The 26100-nt window shown below is 35.3% G+C and carries 17 protein-coding genes and 1 tRNA gene; 8 read left to right on the top strand and 10 right to left on the bottom strand.

From position 1 onward, the window contains the following. Both CDH50_RS00470 and CDH50_RS00465 read left to right on the top strand, forming a co-directional pair. On the top strand, nucleotides 1-954 hold the full coding sequence (locus tag CDH50_RS00470; protein WP_100609936.1) for an AAA family ATPase: 954 nt from the start codon (nucleotides 1-3) through the stop codon (nucleotides 952-954). Between the two features lie 172 nt (nucleotides 955-1126). After that, nucleotides 1127-3397 (top strand): aconitate hydratase, encoded by a 2271-nt coding sequence (locus CDH50_RS00465; RefSeq protein WP_100609935.1) that lies wholly within the window; start codon nucleotides 1127-1129, stop codon nucleotides 3395-3397. Between the two features lie 124 nt (nucleotides 3398-3521). Here the strand turns inward: CDH50_RS00465 and CDH50_RS00460 are convergent, their stop codons facing one another. Next, nucleotides 3522-3965 carry a DUF6326 family protein gene (locus CDH50_RS00460; RefSeq protein ID WP_100609934.1) on the bottom strand — a complete coding sequence of 148 codons (444 nt, stop codon included), beginning with the start codon at nucleotides 3963-3965 and terminating at the stop codon, nucleotides 3522-3524. Nucleotides 3966-4115: 150 nt separating this feature from the next. Between CDH50_RS00460 and mazG the strand changes: the two genes are divergently transcribed. Genes mazG through CDH50_RS00445 form a run of 3 tightly spaced genes read left to right on the top strand, consistent with a single transcriptional unit; the run spans nucleotide 4116 to nucleotide 6463 of the window. Beyond that, entirely contained in the window at nucleotides 4116-4895 is a 780-nt protein-coding gene (mazG, locus tag CDH50_RS00455) for a nucleoside triphosphate pyrophosphohydrolase (protein ID WP_100609933.1), read from the top strand. 2 nt (nucleotides 4896-4897) lie between these two features. Further along, on the top strand, nucleotides 4898-5455 hold the full coding sequence (locus CDH50_RS00450) for a TlpA family protein disulfide reductase (RefSeq protein ID WP_100609932.1): 558 nt from the start codon (nucleotides 4898-4900) through the stop codon (nucleotides 5453-5455). A gap of 45 nt (nucleotides 5456-5500) precedes the next feature. Continuing rightward, nucleotides 5501-6463, top strand: coding sequence for a D-2-hydroxyacid dehydrogenase (locus tag CDH50_RS00445; RefSeq protein WP_100609931.1), 963 nt, complete (start codon nucleotides 5501-5503; stop codon nucleotides 6461-6463). Here CDH50_RS00445 and CDH50_RS00440 read toward each other — a convergent pair. The 6 genes from CDH50_RS00440 to CDH50_RS00415 form a co-directional block, all read right to left on the bottom strand. Continuing rightward, entirely contained in the window at nucleotides 6460-7605 is a 1146-nt protein-coding gene (locus CDH50_RS00440; protein ID WP_100609930.1) for a lycopene cyclase family protein, read from the bottom strand. The genes CDH50_RS00445 and CDH50_RS00440 overlap by 4 nt on opposite strands. Before the next feature lie 16 nt (nucleotides 7606-7621). Further along, entirely contained in the window at nucleotides 7622-8071 is a 450-nt protein-coding gene (locus CDH50_RS00435) for a sterol desaturase family protein (RefSeq protein ID WP_100609929.1), read from the bottom strand. 14 nt (nucleotides 8072-8085) lie between these two features. Then, entirely contained in the window at nucleotides 8086-8925 is an 840-nt protein-coding gene (locus CDH50_RS00430) for a phytoene/squalene synthase family protein (protein WP_100609928.1), read from the bottom strand. A gap of 35 nt (nucleotides 8926-8960) precedes the next feature. Further along, entirely contained in the window at nucleotides 8961-10424 is a 1464-nt protein-coding gene (locus CDH50_RS00425; protein ID WP_100609927.1) for a phytoene desaturase family protein, read from the bottom strand. 44 nt (nucleotides 10425-10468) lie between these two features. After that, nucleotides 10469-11368, bottom strand: a complete 900-nt coding sequence (locus tag CDH50_RS00420; RefSeq protein ID WP_100609926.1) for a MerR family transcriptional regulator — start codon at nucleotides 11366-11368, stop codon at nucleotides 10469-10471. Between the two features lie 76 nt (nucleotides 11369-11444). Then, a tRNA-Leu gene (locus tag CDH50_RS00415) sits at nucleotides 11445-11529 on the bottom strand. A 244-nt stretch (nucleotides 11530-11773) separates the two neighbouring features. On the opposite strand from CDH50_RS00415, the gene CDH50_RS00410 reads away from it, so the two are divergent. The 3 genes from CDH50_RS00410 (at nucleotide 11774) to CDH50_RS00400 (ending at nucleotide 21394) form a co-directional block, all read left to right on the top strand. After that, a complete protein-coding gene (locus CDH50_RS00410) occupies nucleotides 11774-15907 on the top strand; it encodes a hybrid sensor histidine kinase/response regulator transcription factor (protein ID WP_100609925.1) in 4134 nt (1377 codons plus the stop codon). A gap of 524 nt (nucleotides 15908-16431) precedes the next feature. Beyond that, complete coding sequence (locus CDH50_RS00405) at nucleotides 16432-19464, top strand: SusC/RagA family TonB-linked outer membrane protein (RefSeq protein ID WP_232731927.1); 3033 nt, start codon at nucleotides 16432-16434, stop codon at nucleotides 19462-19464. A 10-nt stretch (nucleotides 19465-19474) separates the two neighbouring features. Continuing rightward, nucleotides 19475-21394, top strand: a complete 1920-nt coding sequence (locus tag CDH50_RS00400; RefSeq protein ID WP_100609923.1) for a RagB/SusD family nutrient uptake outer membrane protein — start codon at nucleotides 19475-19477, stop codon at nucleotides 21392-21394. A 392-nt stretch (nucleotides 21395-21786) separates the two neighbouring features. On the opposite strand, the gene CDH50_RS00395 is transcribed toward CDH50_RS00400, so the two are convergent. From CDH50_RS00395 to CDH50_RS00385, 3 genes are all read right to left on the bottom strand, one after another. After that, a complete protein-coding gene (locus tag CDH50_RS00395; protein WP_100609922.1) occupies nucleotides 21787-23709 on the bottom strand; it encodes an alpha/beta hydrolase-fold protein in 1923 nt (640 codons plus the stop codon). A gap of 86 nt (nucleotides 23710-23795) precedes the next feature. Then, nucleotides 23796-24899, bottom strand: coding sequence for an alpha/beta hydrolase-fold protein (locus tag CDH50_RS00390; protein WP_100609921.1), 1104 nt, complete (start codon nucleotides 24897-24899; stop codon nucleotides 23796-23798). Nucleotides 24900-24925: 26 nt separating this feature from the next. Further along, a complete protein-coding gene (locus tag CDH50_RS00385) occupies nucleotides 24926-26083 on the bottom strand; it encodes an alpha/beta hydrolase (protein ID WP_100609920.1) in 1158 nt (385 codons plus the stop codon). Nucleotides 26084-26100: the final 17 nt, after the last annotated feature.

The raw sequence follows: 26100 nt of genomic DNA, 5'->3' as shown, positions 1-26100 counted from the left end.
ATGTCCGACGTCGCCGCCGTTAAACAATTTGTAGAAAAGTATAAAGAGCTTAAAAATGAGATAGCCAAAGTCATCATTGGTCAAGACGACGTAGTGAACCAAATTTTAATTTCTGTTTTTTCTGGTGGTCACTCCTTGCTTATAGGAGTTCCTGGTCTGGCTAAAACCTTAATGGTGAATACGATCGCGCAAGCATTGGGGTTAGATTTTAAACGGATTCAGTTTACGCCAGATTTAATGCCCAGTGATATTTTAGGTAGTGAAATACTTGATGAAGACAGGCATTTTAAATTTATTAAAGGTCCTATTTTCGCCAACATTATATTGGCAGACGAGATTAATAGAACACCTCCAAAAACCCAGGCAGCCTTACTGGAAGCCATGCAAGAACGCTCCGTTACCGTGGCTGGGCATAATTACAAATTAAACCTACCTTATTTTGTGCTGGCAACGCAAAATCCCATTGAGCAAGAAGGAACGTATCCATTGCCAGAAGCGCAACTAGACCGTTTTATGTTTGCTATTAATTTAGATTATCCGTCTTTTGAAGAAGAAGTTCAAGTGGTAAAAACAACTACAAACGATATACAATTAAAAGTAAATGCCTTGTTTTCAGCAGAAGAAATAGTCGAATTCCAGCATTTAATGCGACGTATTCCAGTACCAGACAATGTCATTGAATATGCCGTTACCATGGTTGGAAAAACAAGACCAAATACTAATGCTGCCACCGATTTAGTAAAAACATATATTGATTGGGGTGCAGGGCCAAGAGCCTCTCAAAATCTTATTTTGGCAGCCAAAACCCATGCAGCCATTCATGGTAAGTTTTCCCCGGATATGGAGAATGTACAAGCGGTTGCACACAGTATTCTAAGACATAGAATCATTAAAAACTACAAAGCTGAGGCAGAAGGTATTTCCGAGGAGCAAATTATAAAGAGTTTATTTTAAATTATCATCATTTTTATTCAAAAAAAATGTTAAAAATCCAATCATATTAATTTATTATGTGACTATAATAAATTAATATAAAGGCTTTTTGTATTGATGGGTTTATTTTTAAAACTTTGCATTAATTTTGTAATTTGCAATACTAAAAAATCGAAATAAATTATATAGAATTATGGCATTTGACATAGACATGATTAAGGGTGTTTACACCAGAATGGCAGAGCGCGTTGATAAAGCCCGTGAAGTAGTTGGAAAACCGTTAACGCTTTCCGAAAAAATATTATACAATCACCTTTGGGATGGTACCCCAACAAAGGCTTTTACAAGAGGAAAGGATTATGTTGATTTCGCTCCAGACCGTATTGCTTGTCAAGATGCCACTGCTCAAATGGCATTGTTACAATTTATGCAAGCTGGTAAAAGTAAAGCGGCTGTACCAACAACGGTACATTGTGATCACTTAATTCAAGCGAAGGAAGGTGCTGCGGTAGATTTAAAACACGCCAACAGCGTGAGTAGTGAGGTTTTTGATTTCTTGGAATCTGTTTCAAATAAGTATGGTATCGGTTTTTGGAAACCAGGAGCTGGTATTATTCACCAAGTGGTGTTAGAAAATTATGCATTCCCAGGAGGTATGATGATTGGTACCGATTCCCATACTGTTAATGCAGGTGGTTTAGGAATGGTGGCTATTGGAGTTGGTGGTGCTGATGCTGTGGATGTGATGGCAGGCATGGCATGGGAATTAAAATTTCCAAAATTAATAGGTGTGAGGTTAACAGGTAAATTATCTGGTTGGACTGCGCCAAAAGATGTGATTTTAAAAGTGGCTGAAATCCTGACCGTAAAAGGTGGGACAGGCGCTATTGTTGAATATTTTGGACCAGGAGCGATTTCCATGTCTTGTACTGGTAAAGGAACCATTTGTAATATGGGTGCTGAAATTGGTGCCACGACTTCTACTTTTGGTTATGATGACTCTATGGAGCGTTATTTACGTTCTACGGATAGAGCCGATGTTGCCGATGCTGCCAATAAAGTAAAATCGTATTTAACGGCTGACCCAGAGGTTTATGCAAATCCGGAACAGTATTTTGATCAAGTGATTGACATCAATTTATCGGAATTGGGACCGTTATTAAACGGCCCATTTACGCCTGACTTATCATCAACTGTTGGTAAAGAAATAGGTGAAAAGGCCAAAGCTAACGATTGGCCAATTGCTGTAGAATGGGGATTGATTGGTTCTTGTACCAATTCGTCTTACGAGGATTTATCCCGCGCAGCGTCTATTGCGCAACAAGCTTTGGATAAAGGTGTGAAGATGAAATCGGAATTAGGGATTAATCCAGGTTCGGAGCAAGTAAGATATACTGCAGAAAGAGATGGCATTCTTCAAGTATTTGAAAAATTAGATGCTAAGATATTCACGAATGCTTGTGGACCTTGCATTGGACAATGGGCACGTTATAGCGACCCAAAAAATGCGCCTAAAAATAGTATTGTCCATTCCTTCAACAGAAACTTTGCAAAACGTGCTGATGGAAATCCGAATACACATGCGTTTGTAGCGTCACCTGAAATTACGGCTGCGATTGCGATTGCTGGACGTTTGGATTTCAATCCGATGACGGATAAACTTATCAATGAAAACGGAGAAGAAGTGATGTTTGATGAACCAACAGGATGGGAATTGCCACCAAAAGGTTTTGAAGTAAAAGACAATGGTTATTTAGCTCCTGAAGCAGATGGAAGCCACGTGCAAGTTAAAGTTGCGGAAGATTCAGAACGCCTACAATTATTGGCACCTTTTGAGCCTATTGGAAATACCATTACGGGTGCTAAATTGCTAATTAAAGCCTTTGGAAAATGTACAACCGACCATATTTCTATGGCAGGACCTTGGTTACGTTTTAGAGGGCATTTAGATAATATTGCAAACAATACCTTAATTGGAGCAGTAAATGCCTTTAACCAACAGACAAACTTTGTCAAAAACCAATTGACTGGTGAATATGGTGGTGTTCCAAATGTACAACGTGAATACAAAGCGAAAGGTATTAAAACCATTGTTGTGGGCGACCATAACTACGGTGAAGGGTCTTCGCGCGAGCATGCTGCTATGCAACCACGATTTTTAGGTGTGGCGGCAGTTATTGTAAAATCGTTTGCACGTATACACGAAACAAACCTTAAAAAACAAGGGATGTTAGGGTTGACTTTTGCTAATGAATCTGATTACGATTTAATTCAAGAAGATGATACCTTCAACTTTTTGGATTTAAACGCATTTGCACCGGATAAACAATTAACATTGGAAATTGTTCATGCTGACGGAAGCAAGGACATCATTAAAGTAAACCATACCTATAACCAAGCTCAAATAGATTGGTATAATGCAGGTTCTGCTTTAAACTTAATTAAAATTCAAAATGCATCTTAAGTTTTAAGATGTTATAAATTATAAAAATCCAGCTTTTTGCTGGATTTTTTTATGGTTCAAAGGTTGAATTATTTTATAAAAAAAATAAATTATCTCGTTGAATGTTAATACGATTAAACATTCGTTATGTTTCTTTGATTTCAATAACCTTAGGCCAATTCCAAGCAAACCAAACAATCAGTAGAGTAAAGATAACTTCAATAATCCCAAAGTATAAGTAAAAAGTCCAAGGGCCCATAAACATAGTTAAAATCATGGCAACTGTATGGATTATGCCAAAAATGATGTTCAACCAGCGATTTATTTTAGGTTTGAAGAAGATGGAGACGAAAACCATAGCACAGGGAGTTGACATGAATATTGCAACTGCCAATAATAATTCTTGAGTTGTAGACCCGAGTGGTCCCATTTTTCCGGATAATATGCCATCAATTGCACCAGGCTGATAAAATCCAACAATGTCTGCGTAAATATAGCATAACGTTACTGCCGTCCAAATGCCTGCAAGTTTAAGTTTTACATTTATCCTAACGTCTTCTAAAATTTTTGTGTTTGTTCTTGAGTTCATTTTTTATGTTTTTTGAGTACGACGATTGCTTCTTAAAGATGTTACAAACTGATATCGAGTTTGTTAACTGGGGTTGCTTGTTAATGGAGGCGAAAGCTTAATTTTGTATTTAAAATTGATTATAATTGTATTTTTACTAAAACACTTTTCATGAATACAAGAGACCATCAGCTAAAAGCCTTCGACCGTTTGTTAACTATTATGGATGAGTTGCGTGCGCAATGTCCCTGGGACAAAAAGCAAACCATGGAAACATTACGCCATTTAACCATTGAAGAAACTTACGAACTTGGTGATGCCATTTTAGATAACGATTTGGAGGAAGTTAAAAAGGAATTGGGCGATGTGTTGCTGCATATTGTGTTTTATGCTAAAATAGGCAGTGAAACCAACAGTTTTGATATTGCAGATGTTTGTAATAGCATTTGCGAAAAATTAATAAGCAGGCATCCACATATTTATGGCGATGTAAAAGTGGAGAATGAAGAGGATGTGAAGCGCAATTGGGAAAACTTAAAATTAAAGGAAGGGAAGAAAAGTGTTTTGGAAGGTGTGCCTAATAGTCTTCCAGCCTTAGTAAAAGCCAATAGAATACAAGAAAAAGTAGCTGGTGTTGGTTTCGATTGGAAAAAACCAGAGCAAGTTTGGGAAAAAGTGCAAGAAGAACTGAATGAATTTAAAACTGAAGTGGAGTTAGGTGATAAAAACGCCATGGAAAGTGAATTTGGCGATGTATTGTTTTCGATGGTCAATTATGCCCGATTTTTAAAAATCAATCCAGAGAACGCTTTAGAACGCACCAATAAAAAGTTTTCAAAACGGTTTCAGTATCTTGAGGAAAAAGCCAAAGCCATTAACAAGCCACTTAAAGATATGACGCTGGCAGAAATGGATGTATTTTGGGAAGAGGCTAAACATTCAGATATTTAATCATGGATAAAAGCAAAATAAAGAATCTCATTTTTTTGGCAATCATCGTTGTTTTAATCATTCCGCAGACGCGAAAACCGATACAGGTGTTGTTGCAAAAAGGCGTCATGCTGATAAGGAAACCATCAATTGAGAAAAAGGAAGCATCAGTCAAATTAACTGAATATAACTGGAACTTAATAGATGGAACTAATGCTGGGTATAATCTTCAAGAAGCAAAAGGCAAAGTGATTTTAATCAATTTTTGGGCAACTTGGTGCCCGCCCTGTATTGCCGAAATGCCCAGTTTGCAAAGGCTTTATGATGATTATAAAGACAAAGTGGTATTTCTTTTTGTCACGAACGAAGAACTAAGCGACATCACGCCTTTTTTAGAGAAAAAGCAATATACGTTTGAAGTTTATAGACCAACAAGTAATTATCCAGCTATTTTTGATGTGACGTCCATTCCCAGAACATTTTTAATCGATAAAGAAGGAAACATCATCATTGATGAAAGTGGCGCCACGAATTGGAATAGTGAAACGGTAAGAAGCACTATTGATGGTTTGTTGAAATAGTTGGAATCATTTTTCATTAATTTAATCATATTAAAAAAGACACAAATGAACATGGTAGTTTTAGATGGGTACACTTTAAACCCGGGAGATTTAACGTGGGAAGGCCTCCAACAATTGGGTGATTTAAAAGTTTACGATCGTACCGATTTTAGTCCTAAAACGGTCATTAAAACTATTGGAGATGCCGAAGTAGTATTCACCAATAAAGTTCCCCTTCCCAAAGAGGTGCTCACACAAGTTCCTAATCTTAAGTATATCGGAGTTTTGGCAACTGGTTATAACATTATAGATATAGAAACAGCGCATGAATTAAATATTTTGGTGACCAATGTACCTGATTATAGTACCAATTCTGTGGCACAGTTTACCATGGGTCTGTTGTTAGAAATGTGCCATCACATTGGTGATCATAACAAAGCGGTAATGAATGGAGAATGGACAAAGTCATTGGATTTTTGTTTTTGGAATACGCCACTTATGGAGCTTGCGGGCAAGACCATGGGGATTATTGGTTTTGGACGCATAGGTCAGGCCACGGCAAAAGTGGCACAGGCGTTTGGGTTGAATATTTTGGCGTATAATAGAAGCAAGGATTATTCGTTGGAATCCGAGACTTGTAAGTATGTGGAGTTGGAAGAATTATTTAAAAAATCAGATATTATAAGTTTGCATTGTCCTTTGACTGAAAGTACAAAAGGCATTATTAATAAGCAAAATATGTCTAAAATGAAAGATGGTGTGATGTTAATCAATACCTCTCGAGGAGGTTTAATTATGGAAGCCGAATTAAGGGAAGCACTTGATTCAGGAAAAATAGGTTACGCCGCGGTTGATGTGGTTTCTTCTGAACCTATGAAGAAAGATAATCCATTATTAAAAGCAAAGAATTGTATTATTACACCTCATATTGCTTGGGCTACCAAAGAATCGAGAACGCGAATGATGGGGATTGTTAGCGACAATTTAAAAGCTTACATAAGTGAAAAGCCAATAAATATTATACGCTAAAGTGTTTTAAAAAAGGCTTTTATAAATGTCCAAGAAAATAATGACCACATAATTTTAAGTTCTTCAAGAAAAGTCGATTCTTCATCTAAAAAGCGAAACATCGTTTGTGCGGCATTTTTATCATAAAATTGTTGAAAAATCCATTCACCTTTATCATTTTCATCTTTCAGAACTTTTAGAAAAACGGTGTCGTAAAATTTAAACTTTCCTTTAAATAGTTGATGTGAAGGATGTTTGTTTGCTTTTAAATTCGCTAAAATTAAGGCTACTTTTTTTTCTGTATGTTTAAATGAATAGCCCGTAGATCCTTTTACCCAACCTCCACCAGTACCAATTTTTGTAGTGTGTTTGGTGTTGAAATCTTCAAATGGGAAAGTCGTCATCGGAATCATTCCTTTTTCGGTTTCCGTAATAGTGTAAGTGTCAATTTTAAGGAAATTTTCAATATATTTTTTTATGAAATGGTCGTAAACAGTATCATTCACGATGTTTTCCGTGAAATATGTGAACTCTACCAAAGCTTCGGTTTCAGAAAAAGGCAATACATAAGTAAAGGTAGTTTGTGCGCCATCTTTCAACCTATAATCCATCATAACTATAGAGTCTTTATTAAAAGTAGGTACATCCGTTTTAATTATCCACCCCTTAAAATGTTGTTTAATAGTAGTGTATGTTGAGGCTGTTTTTAAGAAGGCTTCGGGAATTCGACTATCAAAAACATGCAACGCTGTGTAAATATGTTTATTGGTTTTCACAAGAATCTGGGAGGTTTCTTCAATGTAGTCAACCTCTTCTAAGATAAAATGAATGTTTTTGTGTTGATGTAGTTGCGTTTTAGCATGGTTGTAAAAATCGATAGCACGAATGGTTTTATAAGTATAAGGTTCGAGATTTAATGCTATTGTTTTCTTTGAGGTTTTTATTGTGGCATATTGCCATGATTTGTGAACAATAGCATCCCATGGCGACGAATGTTTTTCCCAAAAACTCCATGTTTTGTCATTGCTGTTTTTTTCGGAGGGATCAATTAAAGCGATTTGCTTGTCATTAAAAAATGAATCGGAAGCAAATTTTAGAGCTAATTGTAAACCTGCCAAACCATTTCCAATAATGATATAATCGAAATGGGTGTCGTTCGTCATTCTAAAGTTGAAAAATCTATTTCTTGAAATATTTAAAAGGTACGAAGAGCATCCCGAAACATTCGCCATCTTCTTTACCAATATGTTTGTGGTGCATTTTGTGGGCGCGTCTCACGCCTTTTGCGTACCAATTATTGGCATCTCTAAAGATTTTAAATCGTTGATGAATAAAAATATCGTGTACCATAAAATAGGAGAGACCATACGCAAATATGCCTAAGCCAATAGGTAATCCGGGCCAAAAACTGGTGTATTTCCAAAGTAAAAAGAAACCAATACTCACCACAGCATAAAAAATAAAAAAAGCGTCGTTGCGTTCAAACCAACTATCATGATCTTTTTTATGGTGATCTTTATGCAAACTCCATAAAAAACCATGCATGATGTATTTATGTGTAAACCACGCCATAAACTCCATAAAGCAGTAAGTTCCTAAAAAAATAAGTATCCAGAATACGGTTTGCATTGTTGATTTATAATTTACAATAAATTTAATTGATATTTTACATAACTACGCATTAAAAGCTCTACTTTTTTTGGATCGGACACCCGAATTCTGGTATTTTTAATTTGTAGTGCGGGCGTTTTCTTGAGTTTTTTCAATAACTGACTGTAATACCTGTAGGCCATAAAAACACCAAATTTGGCTTCAATAGGCAATTTTTTTATGCCGCTTAAGCCTTTTTCAAAATCCGCTTCAATATCATTTATAATATCTTGTTTGGACGTTTCATCCAAGTTATTTAAATCTGCTTTCGGGAAATAACTTCTATTCAAATCATCAAAATCCGCTTTTAAATCCCGTAAAAAATTAACTTTTTGAAAGGCAGAACCCAAAGCCATAGCGGAATCTTTCAGGTCATTATATTTTTCCTCATCACCATTTACAAATACTTTTAAACACATCAAGCCAACCACATCGGCAGAGCCATAGATGTACATTTTAAATTCTTCCTCAGTTAGGTATTTCGATTTATGTAAATCCAATCGCATGCTGGCCATAAACGCATTAACCAAAGCTTTGTCAATATTATATTTATGAAAAGTGTACTGAAATGAATTTAAAATAGGATTTAAGCTAATCTTGTGCTTAAGTGCTAATTCCAAATCGTTGGAAAAGTGTTCGAAGAGTTCTTTTTTATCAAAATCATGAAAAGAATCAACGATTTCATCTGCAAACCGCACGAATCCATAAATGTTGTATATGTCACTTCTGATGGGTTTATACAACATTTTAGTAGCCAATGAAAACGAGGTACTGTAGGTTTTTGTTACCAACTTGCTACAGTCATAAGAAACGGTGTCGAATAATGCTTTCATTTGTTTATTGGATTGGTTTAGAGGTCATATGGAACTTAACTATTGTGTTTTAAAACTAAATCTGCTACTAATTTTCCAGAAATCAACGATGGAGGAACTCCTGGTCCTGGTACGGTTAACTGACCAGTAAAATAGAGATTTTCAACTTTTTTGCTTTTTAATTTTGGTCTCAAAAAAGCAGTTTGGGTCAATGTATTCGCCATGCCGTAGGCATTTCCTTTGTATGAATTATAATCTTTAATAAAGTCATTAATACAAAAGGACTCTTTAAATATAATATGATTTTTTATTTTTTGTGATGTTAAAGTCTCAAAACGAGCCACAATTTTTTCAAAATAGGTGTTTCTGAGTTCTGGCGTGTCTTCTAAGCCTGGTGCTAATGGAATTAAAAAAATACCTGCTTCTTTACCTTCGGGAGCTACATGTTCATCTGTTTTACTTGGGAAACTGGCATAAAATAAGGGGTTTTCAGGCCATTTCGGGTCATCATAAATAGCTTCTGCATGCACATCAAAATCGACATCAAAAAATAGCGTATGATGATAGACGTTGATTAATTTTTTATCAAACCCAACATAAAAAAGTAGGGAAGAAGGTGCGAATGTCTTTTTTTTCCAATAGTTTTCAGAATATTGTCGCTGACTTTTATCTAAAAGAGTTTCGGTATGATGATAATCGGCGCCACTAACAACAATATCTGACTTATATGTTTTTCCGTTAGAAACAATGCCTGTGGATTTGCCATTTTCAACAATGATTTTTTCGACCGAAGCATTAGTTATAATATTTACCCCCAATTCTTTTGCTAAATTTTCAATAGCTAAAATAACTTGGTACATGCCTTTTTTGGGATGAAAGGTGCCTAATCCGAAATCGGCATAATTCATAAAACTATAAAAAGAAGGCGTGTCGCTGGGTTTAGCACCCAAAAACAGCACGGGAAACTCAAGAATTTTAACTAGTTTGTCATTTTTAAATTCTTTCCGAACATCTTTTTTAATAGTGCTAAAAAACTGATTTATCTTTTTAATGGTAGCTGGTGTCACCAATTCTAAAGGGGAAACGCCAGGATTATAAACTAAGTCTTTGATGGCAATGTCATAATTACTTTTGGCTTTTTCAATAAACTTATGTAGTTTTTTGGAACTTCCTTTTTCTTCCTTTTCAAAAGCAAACATTATTTTTTCCAACGTATCTTCAATGGTCATGTAATCGTTTTCGCCAAAGTAAACGCTGTAAGCAGGATTCAACTTTTCAAGAGTGTAATAATCGGAGGGCAATTTTCCAAAATCAGCAAAAAAGCGTTCAAACACATCGGGCATCCAATACCATGTTGGGCCAATATCAAAAGTAAACCCATCTTTAGCTAATTGTCTGGCACGTCCACCAATGGTTTGGTTTTTCTCAAATACAGTTACGTCATAGCCATATTTGGCCAAATAACAAGAAGCTGCCAACGAAGAAAATCCTGAACCGATTATAATAACTGTTTTTTTCATATTGTTTAACAAATATATAAAAAAGTTAAACAAATATAATCGATTTACAAATCTTTAACTAAGTTTTCTATAGAATTAAATATAGTAACTTTTTCAGGAAGTATGGTAATATCGATATCAGATAGTTTTTTGCCTAAAAGTAATAGCTTGGTGTTTTCCTTATTTAGAAGCAATTCATTAAACGTATTTATATAAGAAGGTATATCTTGAATTTCTGGATATACCGTAAAATAGGATATGAAGGTAACGTCATCAAAAAATTCCAGCAAGTCTTTTAAGCTTTCCATAGGAACACTTTCACCTAAAAAAATAGTATGGTATCCCTTGCTTCTTAATTTGTAATTTATAAAAAGTAAACCAATGTCGTGAATTTCATTATCGGGTAAAAAAAGCACAAAAGTTTTACTTATAGGCTTGGGTTCAAGACTTTGAAGTCTTTCAATATTTATTAATATTTTTTGTTTTATATGAACGGATAAAAAATGTTCGTGAGCTGGTGTTATGGTGTTGGTTTGCCACAATAAACCAATCTCATTTAATAAAGGAAGAAACACATTATAAAAAATCTCACTAAATGTTTTCTTTTCTATAAGGTTGTTATAAGTGTTGTAAAATAGCACCTGATCAAAATTCATCATAGCCATTTTAAGGGCATTGATGGCGTGGTTTTCTATTTTCGCTCTAGAGGCTATTTCTCTAACTTTTGCAGGGATTTCATCTTCTGTTAGATTTGCAATCTTAGAAATTTTTATACCATTATTGTTTAAGTACGAAATATTCAAAAGTTTTTGAAAACTGGCTAAACTATAATTTCTAATATTTGTATCGGTTCTATTTGGGCTCAGTAAATTATAGCGTTTTTCCCAGATTCTGATGGTGTGTGCTTTTATACCAGTTAAGTTTTCTAAATCTTTTATGCTAAAATTTATCTGTATATTGTTCATTGATACTTTGTAAAAGTTGAACAATATTAATTAAAATATAGTTAAGATAAAAATTTTGATATTTGAATTTTGAAAGTGCGCACGAGAAGACTCGAACTTCCACATCCTAAACGGATACTAGCACCTCAAGCTAGCGCGTATACCAATTCCGCCACGTGCGCATTAAGAATGCGGCAAAAATAGAAAAAGTTAATTAATTAGGCTCGGTTTTTTATTATTACCTCAAATAACTAATTATTCTTGTTATAATAGGTCATTTGTTAGAAATTAAAATAGGGAAAATTAGCTATATTTATGGTATATTGCGATATTAAAAAAACACCATTTTAATGGGCTATTTGGAGATAAATACTAACAGAAATATGTCCAAATAAATTGATTAGAATCTAGGTTTATAATAATTATATGATTTCAGAATTTAATACAAAACCCTTGCTGTTCAGCTTGGTATTGTTGTTTCTATTGTTGTTTGGGTCAAATCTTCAATCACAATCACAGCGCACTACATTTATTCCTGTAGCAGATAGGGTATTGTCTAATACGTTTGGTAGATGTTTTTTAAAAGACAGTAAAGGATATATGTGGATTGGTACCGCAGATGGTTTGATGCGCTATGATGGTTTTAGGGTTTACCGTTATGAACATAATCCTGAAGATAAAAACAGCATCGTGGATAATGGGATCAATGTTATAGCTGAAGATTCTAATTATAGATTATGGGTTGGTACTGCACAAGGGATAAGCTTATATGACAGGGAAAAAGATAATTTTATAAATGTTGATTCTATAGCATCCAACAAAAACCACTTAAACAATAGTTATATAACTACTTTATCATTTGATAAGCAAGATAATGTTTGGATAGGGACCTTAGGAGGCGGTGTTAATATTTATAATCAAAAAACGTCTACTTTTTTTTATGCAAGTGGCATAAATGTACATACTAGCCCTTTGGCAAAAAATTATATCACCAATTTTTTATACACTGACGATTTATTGTGGTGCGCCTCAAAAGGTGGTATAGAAGTGTTTGATGCTAAAAGTAAATCCATAGTTTCCTTAAAGTTTAAAGATGGGAACTTGCCAGCAAAACAAGTTACGCAGTTAATTAAAGATAGCAAACAAAATATTTGGTTTTCAACTTTTGATGGCGAAATTCATAAATTAACAAAGAACCAAGGTTATTATTCATCTGAGATTGTAGTTACTAACAAGAACAACAAACTTGGAGCAGGATGGAATGATATTTTAACAATGGTAATGGATGATAAGGACAATTTTTGGATTGGCGGAGAAAATTCAGGATTAAACTATTTTGATACTAAAGCACATAAAGCAATTTCTTTCAGAGATAATAAAGGAACCAGTAAAGGCTTGCCAACCAATTCGGTAAGATCGGTTTATAAAGATGATGCTGGGCTTATTTGGATTGGGACTTTTAATAAAGGAATATATTTAATTGATAATAATTCAGGAAAATTTGATTCCTATCTATTGGGTGATTTTCAACAAAATGACTTAGATGGCAAGGACGTAAGAGCCTTTGCTGAAGACAAAAGCGGAAATGTTTGGATTACTTACGATGGTATTGGTCTTGTTATGTTGGATAAAAAAACAAATAGTTTAAAACGCCAAGATCAAATTAATAATAAAATGTTACCCCATGTTCTAACAGCTCTAGCGTTTGATAATGATAACAACCTATGGGTTGGTACGGGTGCAAATGGCGTCTATAAAATAAACCTTGTAAATAACAATGTTGTTAACTACACCATTAAATCGGGAGGTTTTGGAGACAACAAGGCGTCTTATTTATATAAAGACAAAAAGGGTGTTATTTGGTGTGGTTCAAATGGTAGTGGATTGTTCTATTTTGATAAAAAAAAGCAACAGTTTGCTAATTTATATGAACAAGATAATCCCTTGCATATTTCAAACAGGGCTTATGTGAGTTCTATTTTAGAAGATTCGGAAAACGCTTTGTGGGTAGGTACCATGTATGGGTTGTATAAATTAGCTAGAAATAATAATGGTTCATTTAGTTACAAATTGTATATGAAAGATTTAGAAGGAGCTAGGTTTGCTAGCAACAGTATACAATGTATCTATGAAGATGCCCATCATAACTTATGGTTTGGAACTACTGATAACGGTATGGTTTTGAAACCTAGGCAGAGTAACGACTTCAAAACGTTTCAAAAGAAAGATGGATTGTCAAGTAATACGGTTAGGTCTATATTGATGGATTCTATAGGTAATATCTGGCTTAGTGGGAATATGGGCTTGTCTAAGTTAGATACTCGAACTAATGTAATTACTAATTATGACATATCAGATGGCCTGTCGTCCAATAATCTTTATAATAATTCAATCACCACCAGTACAGGTAAATTGTTTTTTGCAAGTAATAATGGATTTAATGCGTTTTATCCAGATAGTATTAAAATACAATCAAAAAAGCCAACGGTATATTTAACGGATTTGAGGATTAACAACAAATCGGTTGAAATTCAAACCCTCAATTCTCCATTAGATAAACACATAAGTCTTGCTTCAAGTATAGAACTTAATTATAATGAGCGATCTTTCGCACTCGATTTTGTTGGTCTTAAGTATGGTAATTCACCTAACTATAAATACTGTTATATGTTAGAGGGATTTGATACAGATTGGAATTGTATTGGTTCAAGGCTAAGTGCCACCTATACTAATATAGATCCGGGAGATTATGTTTTTTTATTAAAAGCATCCAATAGAGATGGCGTATGGAGCGATACCCAACGGTTAGAAATCACCATCAAGCAAATATGGTGGAAGACTTGGTGGGCCATAGGCATATATGTCATTTTTATTGCTACGGTTATTTATTTCCTTTCAAGGGTTCGTATGGAGCGTATTCGCATGAAAAACCAATTGGTTATGGAACGCATGGCTCGAGAAAGAGAGCATCAACTAAGTGAGTCGAAAACGCAATTCTTCACAAACATTTCCCATGAGTTTAGAACACCTTTAAGTCTTATTGCCATGCCATTGGAAAGCTTAAGTGCCATGGAGGAATTGCCATTTAATGTGAAAGAAAGAATAGGTGCCATTCAAGCAAGTTCCAACAAAATGTTGCGCCTTGTCAATGAATTAATGGATTTTAATAAGCTTGAGAATGCCAAATTAAAACTACAAGTACAGCATGGTGAATTGGTTAAATTTATTGCTGATATAGCTGATTCCTTTAATGATATTTCCAAAAAGAGAAACATCCATTTTGGTATCCACAGTATGGTTGGCTCACTTAATGGATGGTTCGATCATGATAAATTAGATAAAATATTGGTAAATATCCTTTCAAACGCCTTTAAGTTCACATCAGATAAAGGTCAAATAAATATCATCATTAATTCTAAAGAAGCTATCGTAGGTGAACAACAGTTGAAGTCACGTTGCTTAGAGCTAAGTATTGTGGATAATGGCATTGGCATACCAGAAAATGAATTGCCTTTTATTTTTGATAAATTTTATCAAGCTACATCATCGACAGCTATTGCTAATTCGGGAACGGGCATCGGTCTTTCTTTAACAAAAGGACTGGTGGAATTACACCATGGAACCATTAAAGTGGAAAGTAAACCCAATCATGAAACGTTATTCGTTATATTGATTCCTATTGATAAGGAAATATATTCTGAGGATAGCATTGGTGAGATACCAGAATGCATTGATACTGTTGCGGAATCGTTGAATCCTATGGAAACCCGTGATTATGATTTAGAAGACGAAGATAATGATGATAAGCCGCAAATACTCATTGTAGAAGACAATGATGAGTTGAGAAAATATTTAGCCCTCGAACTAAAGTACCAATTCCATGTTATTGAAGCTAAAAATGGTCAAGAAGGGTTAGATATGGCTTTAGAAACAAGTCCCGATTTAATTATAAGTGATATTTTAATGCCTATCAAAAATGGCATTGAACTTTGCAGGGATATAAAAACCAACTTAAAAACAAGTCACATTCCTTTTATACTTCTAACCGCCAGAACAACAGTTGATGATCAGATTGCAGGTATTGAGACTGGGGCCGATGTTTATATTACCAAGCCTTTCAGCATTCGCTTTTTAATGGTACAAGTAAACCAAATTATTGAATCCCGTCAAAAATTGTATTCACAGTTTAGTAAGGATGTTTATTTGTTGCCCAATAAAGTGGCCCAGAACGAAATTGATCAAGAATTTCTTCAAAGAGCCATTGACTATATTATAGAAAATATACAAAATCCCCAATTGGGAGTTAATTCTATCGCCGAACTTTTTAATTTGAGCCGCATGCAAGTTTACAGGAAAATTAAGGCACTTACAGGCAAATCTGTTGTTAATTTTATTAGAATGGTTAGGATTAAACAGGCCTTGAAACTTATGGATACGCAAAAATATGCGCTAGCTGAAATAGCTTACCTAACAGGTTTTAATTCTGCTTCTTATTTCACTACGTCTTTTAAGGAAGAATATGGTAAGGCGCCCTCTGAATATCTGGAACAAAATATTTAAAAGACAATTATAAAAACACGGTTTGTTTTAATTTATTTATGCTTTAAAAAAGTTCAACTTCTCTATGCGTTTCACTACTGAAACGTATCCTAATCTTGTTTTTTACAAAAAGAGCATGTTATAAATCCTAATAATGTATTTATAAATAGCATATTATTTTAAATCCTCACTAGTGTTTTAAATTTTAAAGAGAATGTTCATTTATTGATAACCCAAATCAATGTTAAATATGATATTTGGTAGTCTATGTTTCAAAATTTATTTTTCTTATAAATACTGTTACAGTGATGGGTTTTTAAGGGAGTTCGTAAAAATAGTATGGTATTAAATTTAAGAATGCCTGAATTTTTATTAATGCATTTTTTTCAACTTTTCGAAATACTCGTTTAAGATTAAATTTTAACTAAACTTTATTAACATTAACTAAATTTTATTTTATGCAAAATGTAATTTTACTATTTTATTCTAGGAGAAGTCGTCCATGGTTTCTCAAAATTATTTGTTCAACAATCTTGTTTTTATCTATGGTTGTTAACGCCAATGCACAAAAAACCGTAAGAGGTACGGTAATAGATGAGTCGGGTGTGCCCATGCTTGGCGTGAATGTCATTGTTAAAGGTACTACTACAGGTACTAATACAGATTTTGATGGGAACTATTCCCTTAGTGTATCTGGTAACAATGCTGTGTTAGTGTTTTCTTACCTTGGTTATGTAACCAAAGAATTAACTGTTGGTAGCCAATCGGTTATTAATGTCACTTTAGATCAAGATGTATCAGCCTTGAATGAAGTGGTTGTAATTGGTTATGGTACTCAAAGGAGAGAATCTGTTACGGGTTCTGTTGTTTCTATTAAAGGAGAGGAATTGGGTGAAGTTCAAGCTGCCAACTTCCAACAGGCACTTCAAGGTCGTGCGGCTGGTGTTCAAATATCAACAACTAATTCCAGACCTGGAGCTGCTCCGCAAATCCAAATTCGTGGTGTACGTTCATTATCAGCAAATAATGATCCTTTAGTTGTACTGAATGGTATTCCTTTTTCGGGAGGTCTTAGTGACATCAACATGAATGATATTGAAAGCTTGGACATCTTAAAAGATGCCTCAGCTACGGCTATTTATGGTTCCAGAGGTGCCAATGGGGTTATTTTAATAACAACAAAATCTGGTAAACAAGGGCAAAAAGCAAGATTCTCATATAATACGTATTATGCAACCAAAGAGGTTTTTGGTAAATACCCGATGATGAATGGTCCGCAACTTTTAGCTTTACGTCAAGCAACTGCTGATCACCCGAGCCGAGGAGGTAGCCCTATTTATGCTACTGCAGGTGATGAAGATCCTAATAATAATACTGATTGGCAAGATTTATTTTATGGTACTGGATTACAAACCAGTCATGACATCAGTGTTCAAGGTGGTACTCAAGGAGGGTCGTACAATATAGGTATGGGTTATTTTAAAGAAACGTCAGTTGTACCTGCTGAATTTTTTGAAAGATATTCTTTACGTGCACAGGTTGACCAAGAAGTTGGAGCGTTTCGTTTTGGTTTAAACTCTGTGATGAACTTTAATAAGGCTAGTTCTATTATTGGAGTTGGAAATATAATAAGTGCATCTCCACTTTTCAATCCATTTAACGCTGATGGAACAATACAAGAGAAATTTCAATCTCAAGCAGATGACAGTTGGATTCCTACAAGACATGCAATAAATAATGTTGGATTAGGTAGAGTTAATGATCAATTGGATTTTGGTACATACAATAACATATATGCTGAGGCCAAAATACCTAGCATTGAGGGTTTAAAATATCGAATTAATATTGGTTTAAATTTGCGAGTATCTAGAGATGGTAACTTTACAGGTAGAGGCGTGTTTAATTATAATGATGCCAATCCATCTTCTGCAAGTTATAATAGTTCCCTTACACAAGATTATGTTATTGAAAACCAACTACTTTTTGACAGAACTTTTGCCGATAAACATCAAGTGAATTTTGTTGGTCTATTTTCGGCTCAGAAAAGTAAATTTGATGATGTAGGTTTGAGTGTTAGGAATGTTCCTAATGAGCAGTTCTTGTTTTATAACCTAGATACTGCGCTAGCAGAAGATATTACGGGTTATGGGACTAATTTATCAGAAACGGGTTTACTATCATATATGGCTAGAGCTATGTACCAATTCGATAACCGTTACTTAATTACGGCTACAGTTAGATCTGACGGATCTTCTAGATTAGCAGAAGGATACAAATGGGTGACATACCCCGCGATATCTGTAGGTTGGAATATACATAACGAATCGTTTATGGAAAATGTTGGGTTTATAGACCAATTAAAACTACGTGCAGGTTATGGAGAAACATCTAACCAAGCTATTGGTGCTTATTCTACACAAGGAAGATTAACAGCAAGAGATTATAATTTCGGTGATACATTTGCAACGGGTTACTATGTGAGCACCTTACCAAACCCTACATTAGGATGGGAGTTTTCCGAAACTTATAATTATGGTTTAGAATTCGGATTGTTCAAAAGCAGACTTTCTGGTTCGGTTGAATACTATATTACCAAAACAAAGGATATACTTTATAATTTAGGTCTTCCTATCACATCTGGTGTAGGTGGAGTTACAAGTAATATAGGTGCTACGGAAAATAAAGGTCTTGAAATAGCTCTTAATGGCGTTATTATAGATAATCCTGATGGTTTATCTTGGGAAGCAGGGCTTAATCTGTATACCAATAGAAATAAAATTACAGCTTTAGCTTCAGGGGAATTAGAGAATGTTGGTAACAATTGGTTTGTAGGTAGCCCAATTAACGTAATTTATGACCAAAAGTATGTTGGCCTTTGGAACACAACAGATCCAGATTTTCAGTATTTACAACAGTATGAGCCAGGAGGCGCTCCAGGAATGATTAAAGTACAATATACTGGTGATTTTAATCCTGATGGGTCTCCAACTAGAGCAATAGGAGCAGATGATAGAATCATACAAGATCCTACGCCTGATTTTCAAGGAGGTTTTAATACCCGTTTAGCATACAAAAATTTCGATTTAAGTATGGTAGGTGCCTTTAAAAGTGGAGGCATATTAATTAGTACTGTATATAGTGGACAAGGGTATCTTAACTTGCTTACAGGTAGAAGAAACAATGTTGATGTAGATTACTGGACACCAACCAATACGGGTGCTAAATATCCAGCTCCTGGTGGAATACAAAGTGGCGATAACCAAAAATATGCTAGTACTTTAGGGTATTTTGATGCTTCTTATCTTAAAGTTCGTACCATAACACTAGGGTATAACTTTGATCAAGATATTCTTAGTAAAATTGGTTTAGAAAGACTTCGTTTATATGCTACGGTTCAAAATCCATTTGTGTTGTTTTCACCATACCATAAAGAATCTGGAATGGATCCAGAAACAAACTCTCTAGGAGGTCAAAATGCAGCAGTTGGAGGAGGACCTTATTCTCAAAATATTCCTACGATTGGTGTTAATACACCAAGCACACGTAACTATATGATAGGGTTAAACTTAACATTCTAAAAAAAAAAATATGAAAAGTAGAATTAAATTTAAATTTATTGCCACGGTATTATTTGCTGTGTCATTATTAATGGGTTCCTGTACGCAGGACATCCTGCAGGAAGCCCCAAGAAGTACTTTTACACCAGACTTTTTTAAGACAGAGTTGGGTGTTCAAGGTGGTATTACGTACTTATATTCACAATTAAGGTATGTATATGGTCAGCCGTATTATTACAATTCACTTGAAACAGGAACTGATGAGTACACCTATGCACAAAGTGCTGATGGAAACTTTAAGGATAGTGATTTATCTGGTGTAGGTATTATCAATTCAAATAGTTTCCCAAGTAGTATTCCTTGGGGTAATGCTTTTCCAGCCATTAACACAGCAAGTGGTATTATTGAAAACGCTGCTGCAGTTGGACTTAGTGATGCGTTAATTGCAGAAGCTAGATTTATGCGTGCTTTCCAATACTTTTTGTTAGTACAAACTTATGGAGGCGTGCCGTTAGATTTGGGTGCTGGTAACTTAAAATTTAATACGTCAGCTGTAAGAACTTCAGTGCGAAACACAGTGCCTGAGGTTTATACGATAGGTATATTCCCTGATTTAGTTGCCGCTGTAAATGATTTGCCTACTAGTCCTCGTTTAACGGGAACTGTAACTCAAAATGTTGCTCGATTGTTTTTGGCTAAAGCCTATTTAACTTATGGTTGGTGGTTGCAAAATCCAAATGGTATTCCAACTTATCCAGAGACACCTAGAACAGATCCTGACGGACATGATGCTGCTTGGTATTTTCAACAAGCTTATAATGTAGCAGTTGCTGGGATTGATAATCCAGGTCCTTATCGATTATTAGACTATTTTTATGATGTTCATGTAGGTTCAAATGATCGCCATGCTGAAATGATGTTATATGCAGATCATACAGAAGCGAGTGAAAAATACAATGGTGCAAGTTTAACTTTCTCTGGTGCTGGTGGTGCAGATAATGCGGCGGTTTGGATGGTAACATCTAACTACACTCGTATAAGAGTAGGTGGGAAAGCTGTAGCACGTGTAGCAGAACAAGATTATGGACGTCCATGGACACGTATGGCACCAACCATCAATGTGTTTGAAGAGACGTTTGCAGATAAAACTTTAGACTCCCGCTACGATGGTACATTTGTATCTCGATATAGAGCAAATTGGGATAAAACAGGAGATACTACACCTTCAACAACAGGAGCAAATGGTTTAACAGTAGTTCCCGGTGATCCCGTGGTTTCATACATAGATTACAATCCAGCAGTAGTTTATGGCAATAATGCGGGTATTGGTGCAGGTGTATTACCAGGAAGAGCAGATTATGTTATTAATTTAAATCAAATTAATAGAACAAATTATCCTGGACTATGGAAATTGGGAACTTACCGTACTGACAATAATGGAGGTATAGGTCAGCCAAATGCAGCTGTTACAAGACCTTTCCCTATTGCTAAATTCTCTGAATTTTACTTTGTAGCTGCTGAAGCTGCTATAAAAGGAGCTACACCAGTAGGTGGAAAAAGTGCACGTGAGTTAATCAATGTAATTCGTGCTCGTGCTGGAAAATGGCGTTTTGATCGTAGTGCAAATGGAGTAAGAATAGAAGATAATAGTGCAGCAATGGTGTCAGCAACCCCTGCTGTTGTTGATATTGACTTTTTACTGGCAGAACGTTCTCGTGAGTACTTTGGAGAAGGCTACAGATGGTTGGATTTAGTTCGAACTCAAAAATGGACTGAATATGCATCTAGCTATAGGATAGCAGGTACTAATGACACTGACCATTCACCAGTGACAGTCAATAGAACTATTGAGAATTATCATTATTTAAGACCAATACCACAAGGTACTTTGGATAACTTAGATATGACTGAAGCTGAAAAAGCTGCTTACCAAAATCCAGGTTATAATTAATTTAGTATTTTTTATATTTAGTTTGATTGGGGTTACATGAAAGTGTGGCCCCAATTTTTTTTACCTTAAAGTTTACTTTAATAAGAAATAGGAATAAAATCATAAAGATTATATTTCCTATTATTTTAAAACTTATAGTATAAGAATATCTTTTAATCTACCGTTCGTTAATTCTTGGTAAAAAAACTTAAATAAATATTCTATAAAAGGAATATGGGTTTATACACTATAAAGATGGCATATTTTATATAACGCGTCGAACTTGTACAAAACAGCAATAGAAATATCAATAAGAATAATCTTTGCATAAATAACTCCAAAAAAAATGCCTTGACTCATGTCAAGGCATTTTTTATACTAAAATCTATTTTCTATAGTCTATATTCTAAAATCTACTTAAACAAAAGTTGACTAAACATAAATATATCATGTCGCCATACAGGCCAAGCGTGACCTCCAGGATATTCACTGTATTTATAGTGAATGCCCATCTCATCAAACTTTTTCATCATAATTTCACAATTATCATGAGCGATGTCTTCTTCACCTCCCATAGAAATCCAAAACTCCTTTAGATTATTATTGATTGTAGAAACATTGGCTTTCATAAATTCATACTGTGGAGCAGATAGTTCGGTATTATTGGCCCACCAACCGGAACTAAAAACACCTAAATAAGCAAACACATCCGTGTTTTTAATACCAGCGTAAAGTGTTTGCAAACCGCCCATGGAAAGTCCCGCCAACGCTCTATTTTGAGCATCGGTTTTTACTCGGTAATTGCTTTCAATAAAAGGAATGGCACCTCTTTTTAGTTCATTTTCAAATGCTTTCAAAGAATTTTCACCAAATTCGGACATACCGCCACCACCAACATTGCCATCAATCATGGCAATTACCATAGGGAGTGCTTTTCCTTCAGCTATTAAATTGTCTAGAATGAGATTGGTCTTACCTTGTGTTGCCCAGCCTCGTTGGTCTTCACCACCACCATGTAATAAATACAAAACGGGATATTTTTCAGTCGACGTATCATAACCAGGTGGTGTATAAATGTACATCTCGCGCCAAGAATTTGTGCCTCTGGAAAAATATTTTTTAATGCGGATATCACCATGAGGTATGTTGTTAAGCGCATAAATACTACCATCTTTATGTGGAATTTCAATACCACTTGCCATACGGCTCATGCCATAAAATGTTTCACTAGCTGGGTCAGCAATAGAAACACCATCAATGATTAATGAGTAATAATTGAATCCGGGATTCACAACATCGGTTGTTACATTCCAAAACCCATCAGCATCCTTAACCATGTCGTATTTTTTGCCTAAATCTATCTGTACTTTTTGGGCATCGGCAGCTTTTAATTTAAAAACAACGCGGTTATCAGGCAATACTTGTGGATATTCAGCATTGCGCATATTGGTTTCAGGCTTGGTTCCTAAAACAGTGTATTTACCAAATGTAGATGGATCTACAGGTTTAAACAAAAACTGCGAAAACATATAAAGTCCGTTTTTCCAAACTTTAAAATCGTGCACACCCGGTTCTATATAATAAATATGTGGTACATTATTTTGGAATAAATAATCATGCGTGCGTTTACTATTGGTAATCAGTCCGTCTTTATCACCACAGGAAATCCATAATACTTTTAATTTTTTTATGGCTTCTTCGGGGTTTGGTAATAATTCTTGAGGTTGTTTCGTGTTTGGTGCCGAAGAAAAACCACCTACATAAGCAAACGTATCTAAATTACCCAAACCAAAGTTTAACGATTGGCCGCCACCCATAGACAGCCCAGCAATGGCTCGGTTTTCTCTATCGGTAAGTGCTGGATAATTTTTTTCGATATACGGAATTAAATCATCCAACAAATCTCTTTCAAAAGTGGCAAATGCTTGCACTTTATCTGGAGCCATGATGTTGCCTTTATTGCTATCGTCTTTCATAGCCCTGCCATTCGGCATCACTACAATCATAGGTTCTATTTTGCCTTGAGCATATAAATTATCTAGAATGACTTGTGGCGTGCCACCATTTAGCCATTCATTTTCATCGCCTCCAATGCCATGTAACAGATACAGAACTGGATATTTTTTGGATTTTGTATATCCAGGAGGTGTATATACTAAGGCTTTACGCGTAGTTCCAACTGTTTTAGATTTGTAATTGATATACTTTAATTGTCCTTTGGCAATACTAGGATTTACCACATCAAAGCCCTTAGGAGCTTCTTTTTCGATATTTTGAGCCATTAACGAAGTGTTTATAACAACCAAGCTAATGACCGATAAAATTATTTTTTTCATTTTGCATGTATTTTCTAGTTATGATAAACCCATTGCACAAAATGTGTACAATGGGTTTTATAATTGGTATAGTTAACTAGCTATTATTATTTAAAAAGAAGTGGTGCTAATTCACGTAAGCTTCTTCTCCACGTTTGGAATTCATGGGCTGTACCTTCTGAAACATAAGAAACCGCATTAAAACCAGCTTCTTTAAGTGCAACAACTGCAGCTCTAACAGGATCAGGGCGCTCTTTGCTTCCTGTACTAATGAATATAAGTTTAATTTTATCTTTATTAGCTTTAACATCATCTACAGAGTAAGTTCCTCCACTTAAAAGTGCGTAGTGAGAGAACACATCAGGATTAGCTAAAGTAATCGTTTTTGTTTCCATAGCACCCATAGAAAGTCCACCCATAGCACGACTTTTTTGATCTGCAATCGTACGGAATTTAGAATCTACATAAGGAATTAATTCATTTATTAAAACAGTTTGGAAAGGCTCAATTTTGAAATTTCTCATACCGCCCATTCTTACTTCATTGGTCATTCCGTAAGTCATCACAATAATAAAAGGTTGCGTTTTACCTTCCGCAATTAAATTATCCATAATTAAATTAGCATGTCCTTGGTTGCTCCAAGCGGTTTCATCTTCACCCCAACCATGTTGAAGGTAAAGTACAGGATAACGTTTTGTTGGATTTTCATAATACCCAGGAGGGGTGTAAACAAAAGCACGTCTTGAAGTTTGTGTACTTGGTGAAGGGAAAAGTACTTGTTCAACATGACCATGAGGCACATCTTTTAAAGCATAAAAATCTTGATCGTGTGCAGGTATTTCAATACCACTTTCCCAACGGATAGAACCATAATAATTTAAAGCACCTGGATCGTTGAACGTACCACCATCTATATTAAGGTGGTAATAGTGAAAACCTTCGTCCATGGGACCAGCTGTGGTGCCCATCCATGAACCATCTGCTGCTTTCATTAATTTAGTGCCACCTTGTCCGCCTAATCCAAGACTTACTCTAACACTATCTGCAGCAGGAGCTATAATTTTAAAACGGGCATAGCCTTGCGAGTTTACCTGAGGATACTCTTGTCCGGGTTGATTTTTCGTCGATGGTTTAAAGTCTTCTTTAATTTCTTGTGCTTGTGCTAAAAATAGCGAACAAGACAAAAAGAGTGATAATACTAAGTGTTTCATAATGTTTGTTTTAGTTGTTTTTGGATTTATTTGAATAATAGTTGTGCAAACTCTTTTAGACTACGTCTCCAACTTTGCCATTCGTGGGCAGTTTGTGGAGATACATAAAAATGTGTATTGATACCAGCTTGTTTAAGAGCTTCTGTATTTGTTTTAGGGTTGGCGCTACCTTCTCTTGGGTTTTCTAGTTCGCGACTTCCATAACTAACAAATAATAATTTCACTTTATCTTTAAAATTGGGCGATTTGCTTATATCCTCTGTACTGATGCTACCACCACTAAACATGCCTACATGTGAAAACACCTCTGGATTGGCTAAGGTAATCACGCGCGTTTGCATACCTCCCATAGATAATCCTGCCATGGCTCTGTTTTGTTGATTTGCCAACGTGCGGTAGTTGGCATCAATCATAGGAACAATATCATTCAAGAGCGTATTTTTAAATTCATCAGCCCAACCATCAGGAAGGCCTGGTCGGCCACTTTGTGTGTTTTGTGCAGGACGCGGCTGGGTTGGCCTTGCCCAAGTGCCGTTGTCCATGACAATGATAAACGGATTGGCTTTACCTTCTGCAATTAAGTTGTCCATAATAAGGTTCGCATGACCTTGGCTTGACCAACCAGTTTCGTTTTCACCGCCACCATGTTGTAAATATAGAACAGGATATTTTTTATCACTACTGTTATAGCCCGGTGGCGTATATACAAAACAACGACGCATGCCGTTTGTAGTTTTAGAGAAATAAGTAACCTCACGTACTTCTCCGTGTGGTACATTTTTTAAAGCATAGAAATCTTGGTCTTTTGCGGGGACTTCAATACCGCTTCCCCAACGACTTGCACCATAAAAGTATAAACTACCAGGATCCGGCACAGAAGCACCATCAATATTTAATTGGTAATAATGAAAGCCTTCATCTTGTGGTGCAGATTCGCCAGTCCAAACGCCTTTTTCATCTTTTACCAAATCATATTTTACAGCACCAATGTCTAATTGTACTTTTTTAGCTTCAGGAGCTGAAATTTGTACACGCACACGTCCTTCAGAATTTACTTGAGGATATTCCTTCCCTTGTTGGGTGGTTTCGGATTTTTTGAAATCTTCTACTACAGCGGTTTGCGCAAAGCACATACTGCTTGCTAATACAGCAGAAAAAATAATTGCTAAAGATTTGTAATTCATTTTTATTATGTTTTAGT

Source organism: Confluentibacter lentus (assembly GCF_002806995.1).
Taxonomy (GTDB): Bacteria; Bacteroidota; Bacteroidia; order Flavobacteriales; family Flavobacteriaceae; genus Confluentibacter; species Confluentibacter lentus.
This window is presented reverse-complemented; position numbering and strand designations above follow the sequence as displayed.

Bases quoted from the DNA above. Each gene is read 5' to 3' on its own strand.
- CDH50_RS00425 (WP_100609927.1), bottom strand. From the start codon at position 10,424: ATGAAAAAAACAGTTATTATAATCGGTTCAGGATTTTCTTCGTTGGCA.
- CDH50_RS00405 (WP_232731927.1), top strand. From the start codon at position 16,432: ATGGTTGTTAACGCCAATGCACAAAAAACCGTAAGAGGTACGGTAATA.
- CDH50_RS00410 (WP_100609925.1), top strand. From the start codon at position 11,774: ATGATTTCAGAATTTAATACAAAACCCTTGCTGTTCAGCTTGGTATTG.
- CDH50_RS00460 (WP_100609934.1), bottom strand. From the start codon at position 3,965: ATGAACTCAAGAACAAACACAAAAATTTTAGAAGACGTTAGGATAAAT.
- CDH50_RS00450 (WP_100609932.1), top strand. From the start codon at position 4,898: ATGGATAAAAGCAAAATAAAGAATCTCATTTTTTTGGCAATCATCGTT.
- CDH50_RS00465 (WP_100609935.1), top strand. From the start codon at position 1,127: ATGGCATTTGACATAGACATGATTAAGGGTGTTTACACCAGAATGGCA.
- CDH50_RS00390 (WP_100609921.1), bottom strand. From the start codon at position 24,899: ATGAAACACTTAGTATTATCACTCTTTTTGTCTTGTTCGCTATTTTTA.
- CDH50_RS00385 (WP_100609920.1), bottom strand. From the start codon at position 26,083: ATGAATTACAAATCTTTAGCAATTATTTTTTCTGCTGTATTAGCAAGC.
- CDH50_RS00430 (WP_100609928.1), bottom strand. From the start codon at position 8,925: ATGAAAGCATTATTCGACACCGTTTCTTATGACTGTAGCAAGTTGGTA.
- CDH50_RS00470 (WP_100609936.1), top strand. From the start codon at position 1: ATGTCCGACGTCGCCGCCGTTAAACAATTTGTAGAAAAGTATAAAGAG.
- CDH50_RS00395 (WP_100609922.1), bottom strand. From the start codon at position 23,709: ATGAAAAAAATAATTTTATCGGTCATTAGCTTGGTTGTTATAAACACT.
- CDH50_RS00420 (WP_100609926.1), bottom strand. From the start codon at position 11,368: ATGAACAATATACAGATAAATTTTAGCATAAAAGATTTAGAAAACTTA.
- CDH50_RS00440 (WP_100609930.1), bottom strand. From the start codon at position 7,605: ATGACGAACGACACCCATTTCGATTATATCATTATTGGAAATGGTTTG.
- mazG (WP_100609933.1), top strand. From the start codon at position 4,116: ATGAATACAAGAGACCATCAGCTAAAAGCCTTCGACCGTTTGTTAACT.
- CDH50_RS00435 (WP_100609929.1), bottom strand. From the start codon at position 8,071: ATGCAAACCGTATTCTGGATACTTATTTTTTTAGGAACTTACTGCTTT.
- CDH50_RS00400 (WP_100609923.1), top strand. From the start codon at position 19,475: ATGAAAAGTAGAATTAAATTTAAATTTATTGCCACGGTATTATTTGCT.
- CDH50_RS00445 (WP_100609931.1), top strand. From the start codon at position 5,501: ATGAACATGGTAGTTTTAGATGGGTACACTTTAAACCCGGGAGATTTA.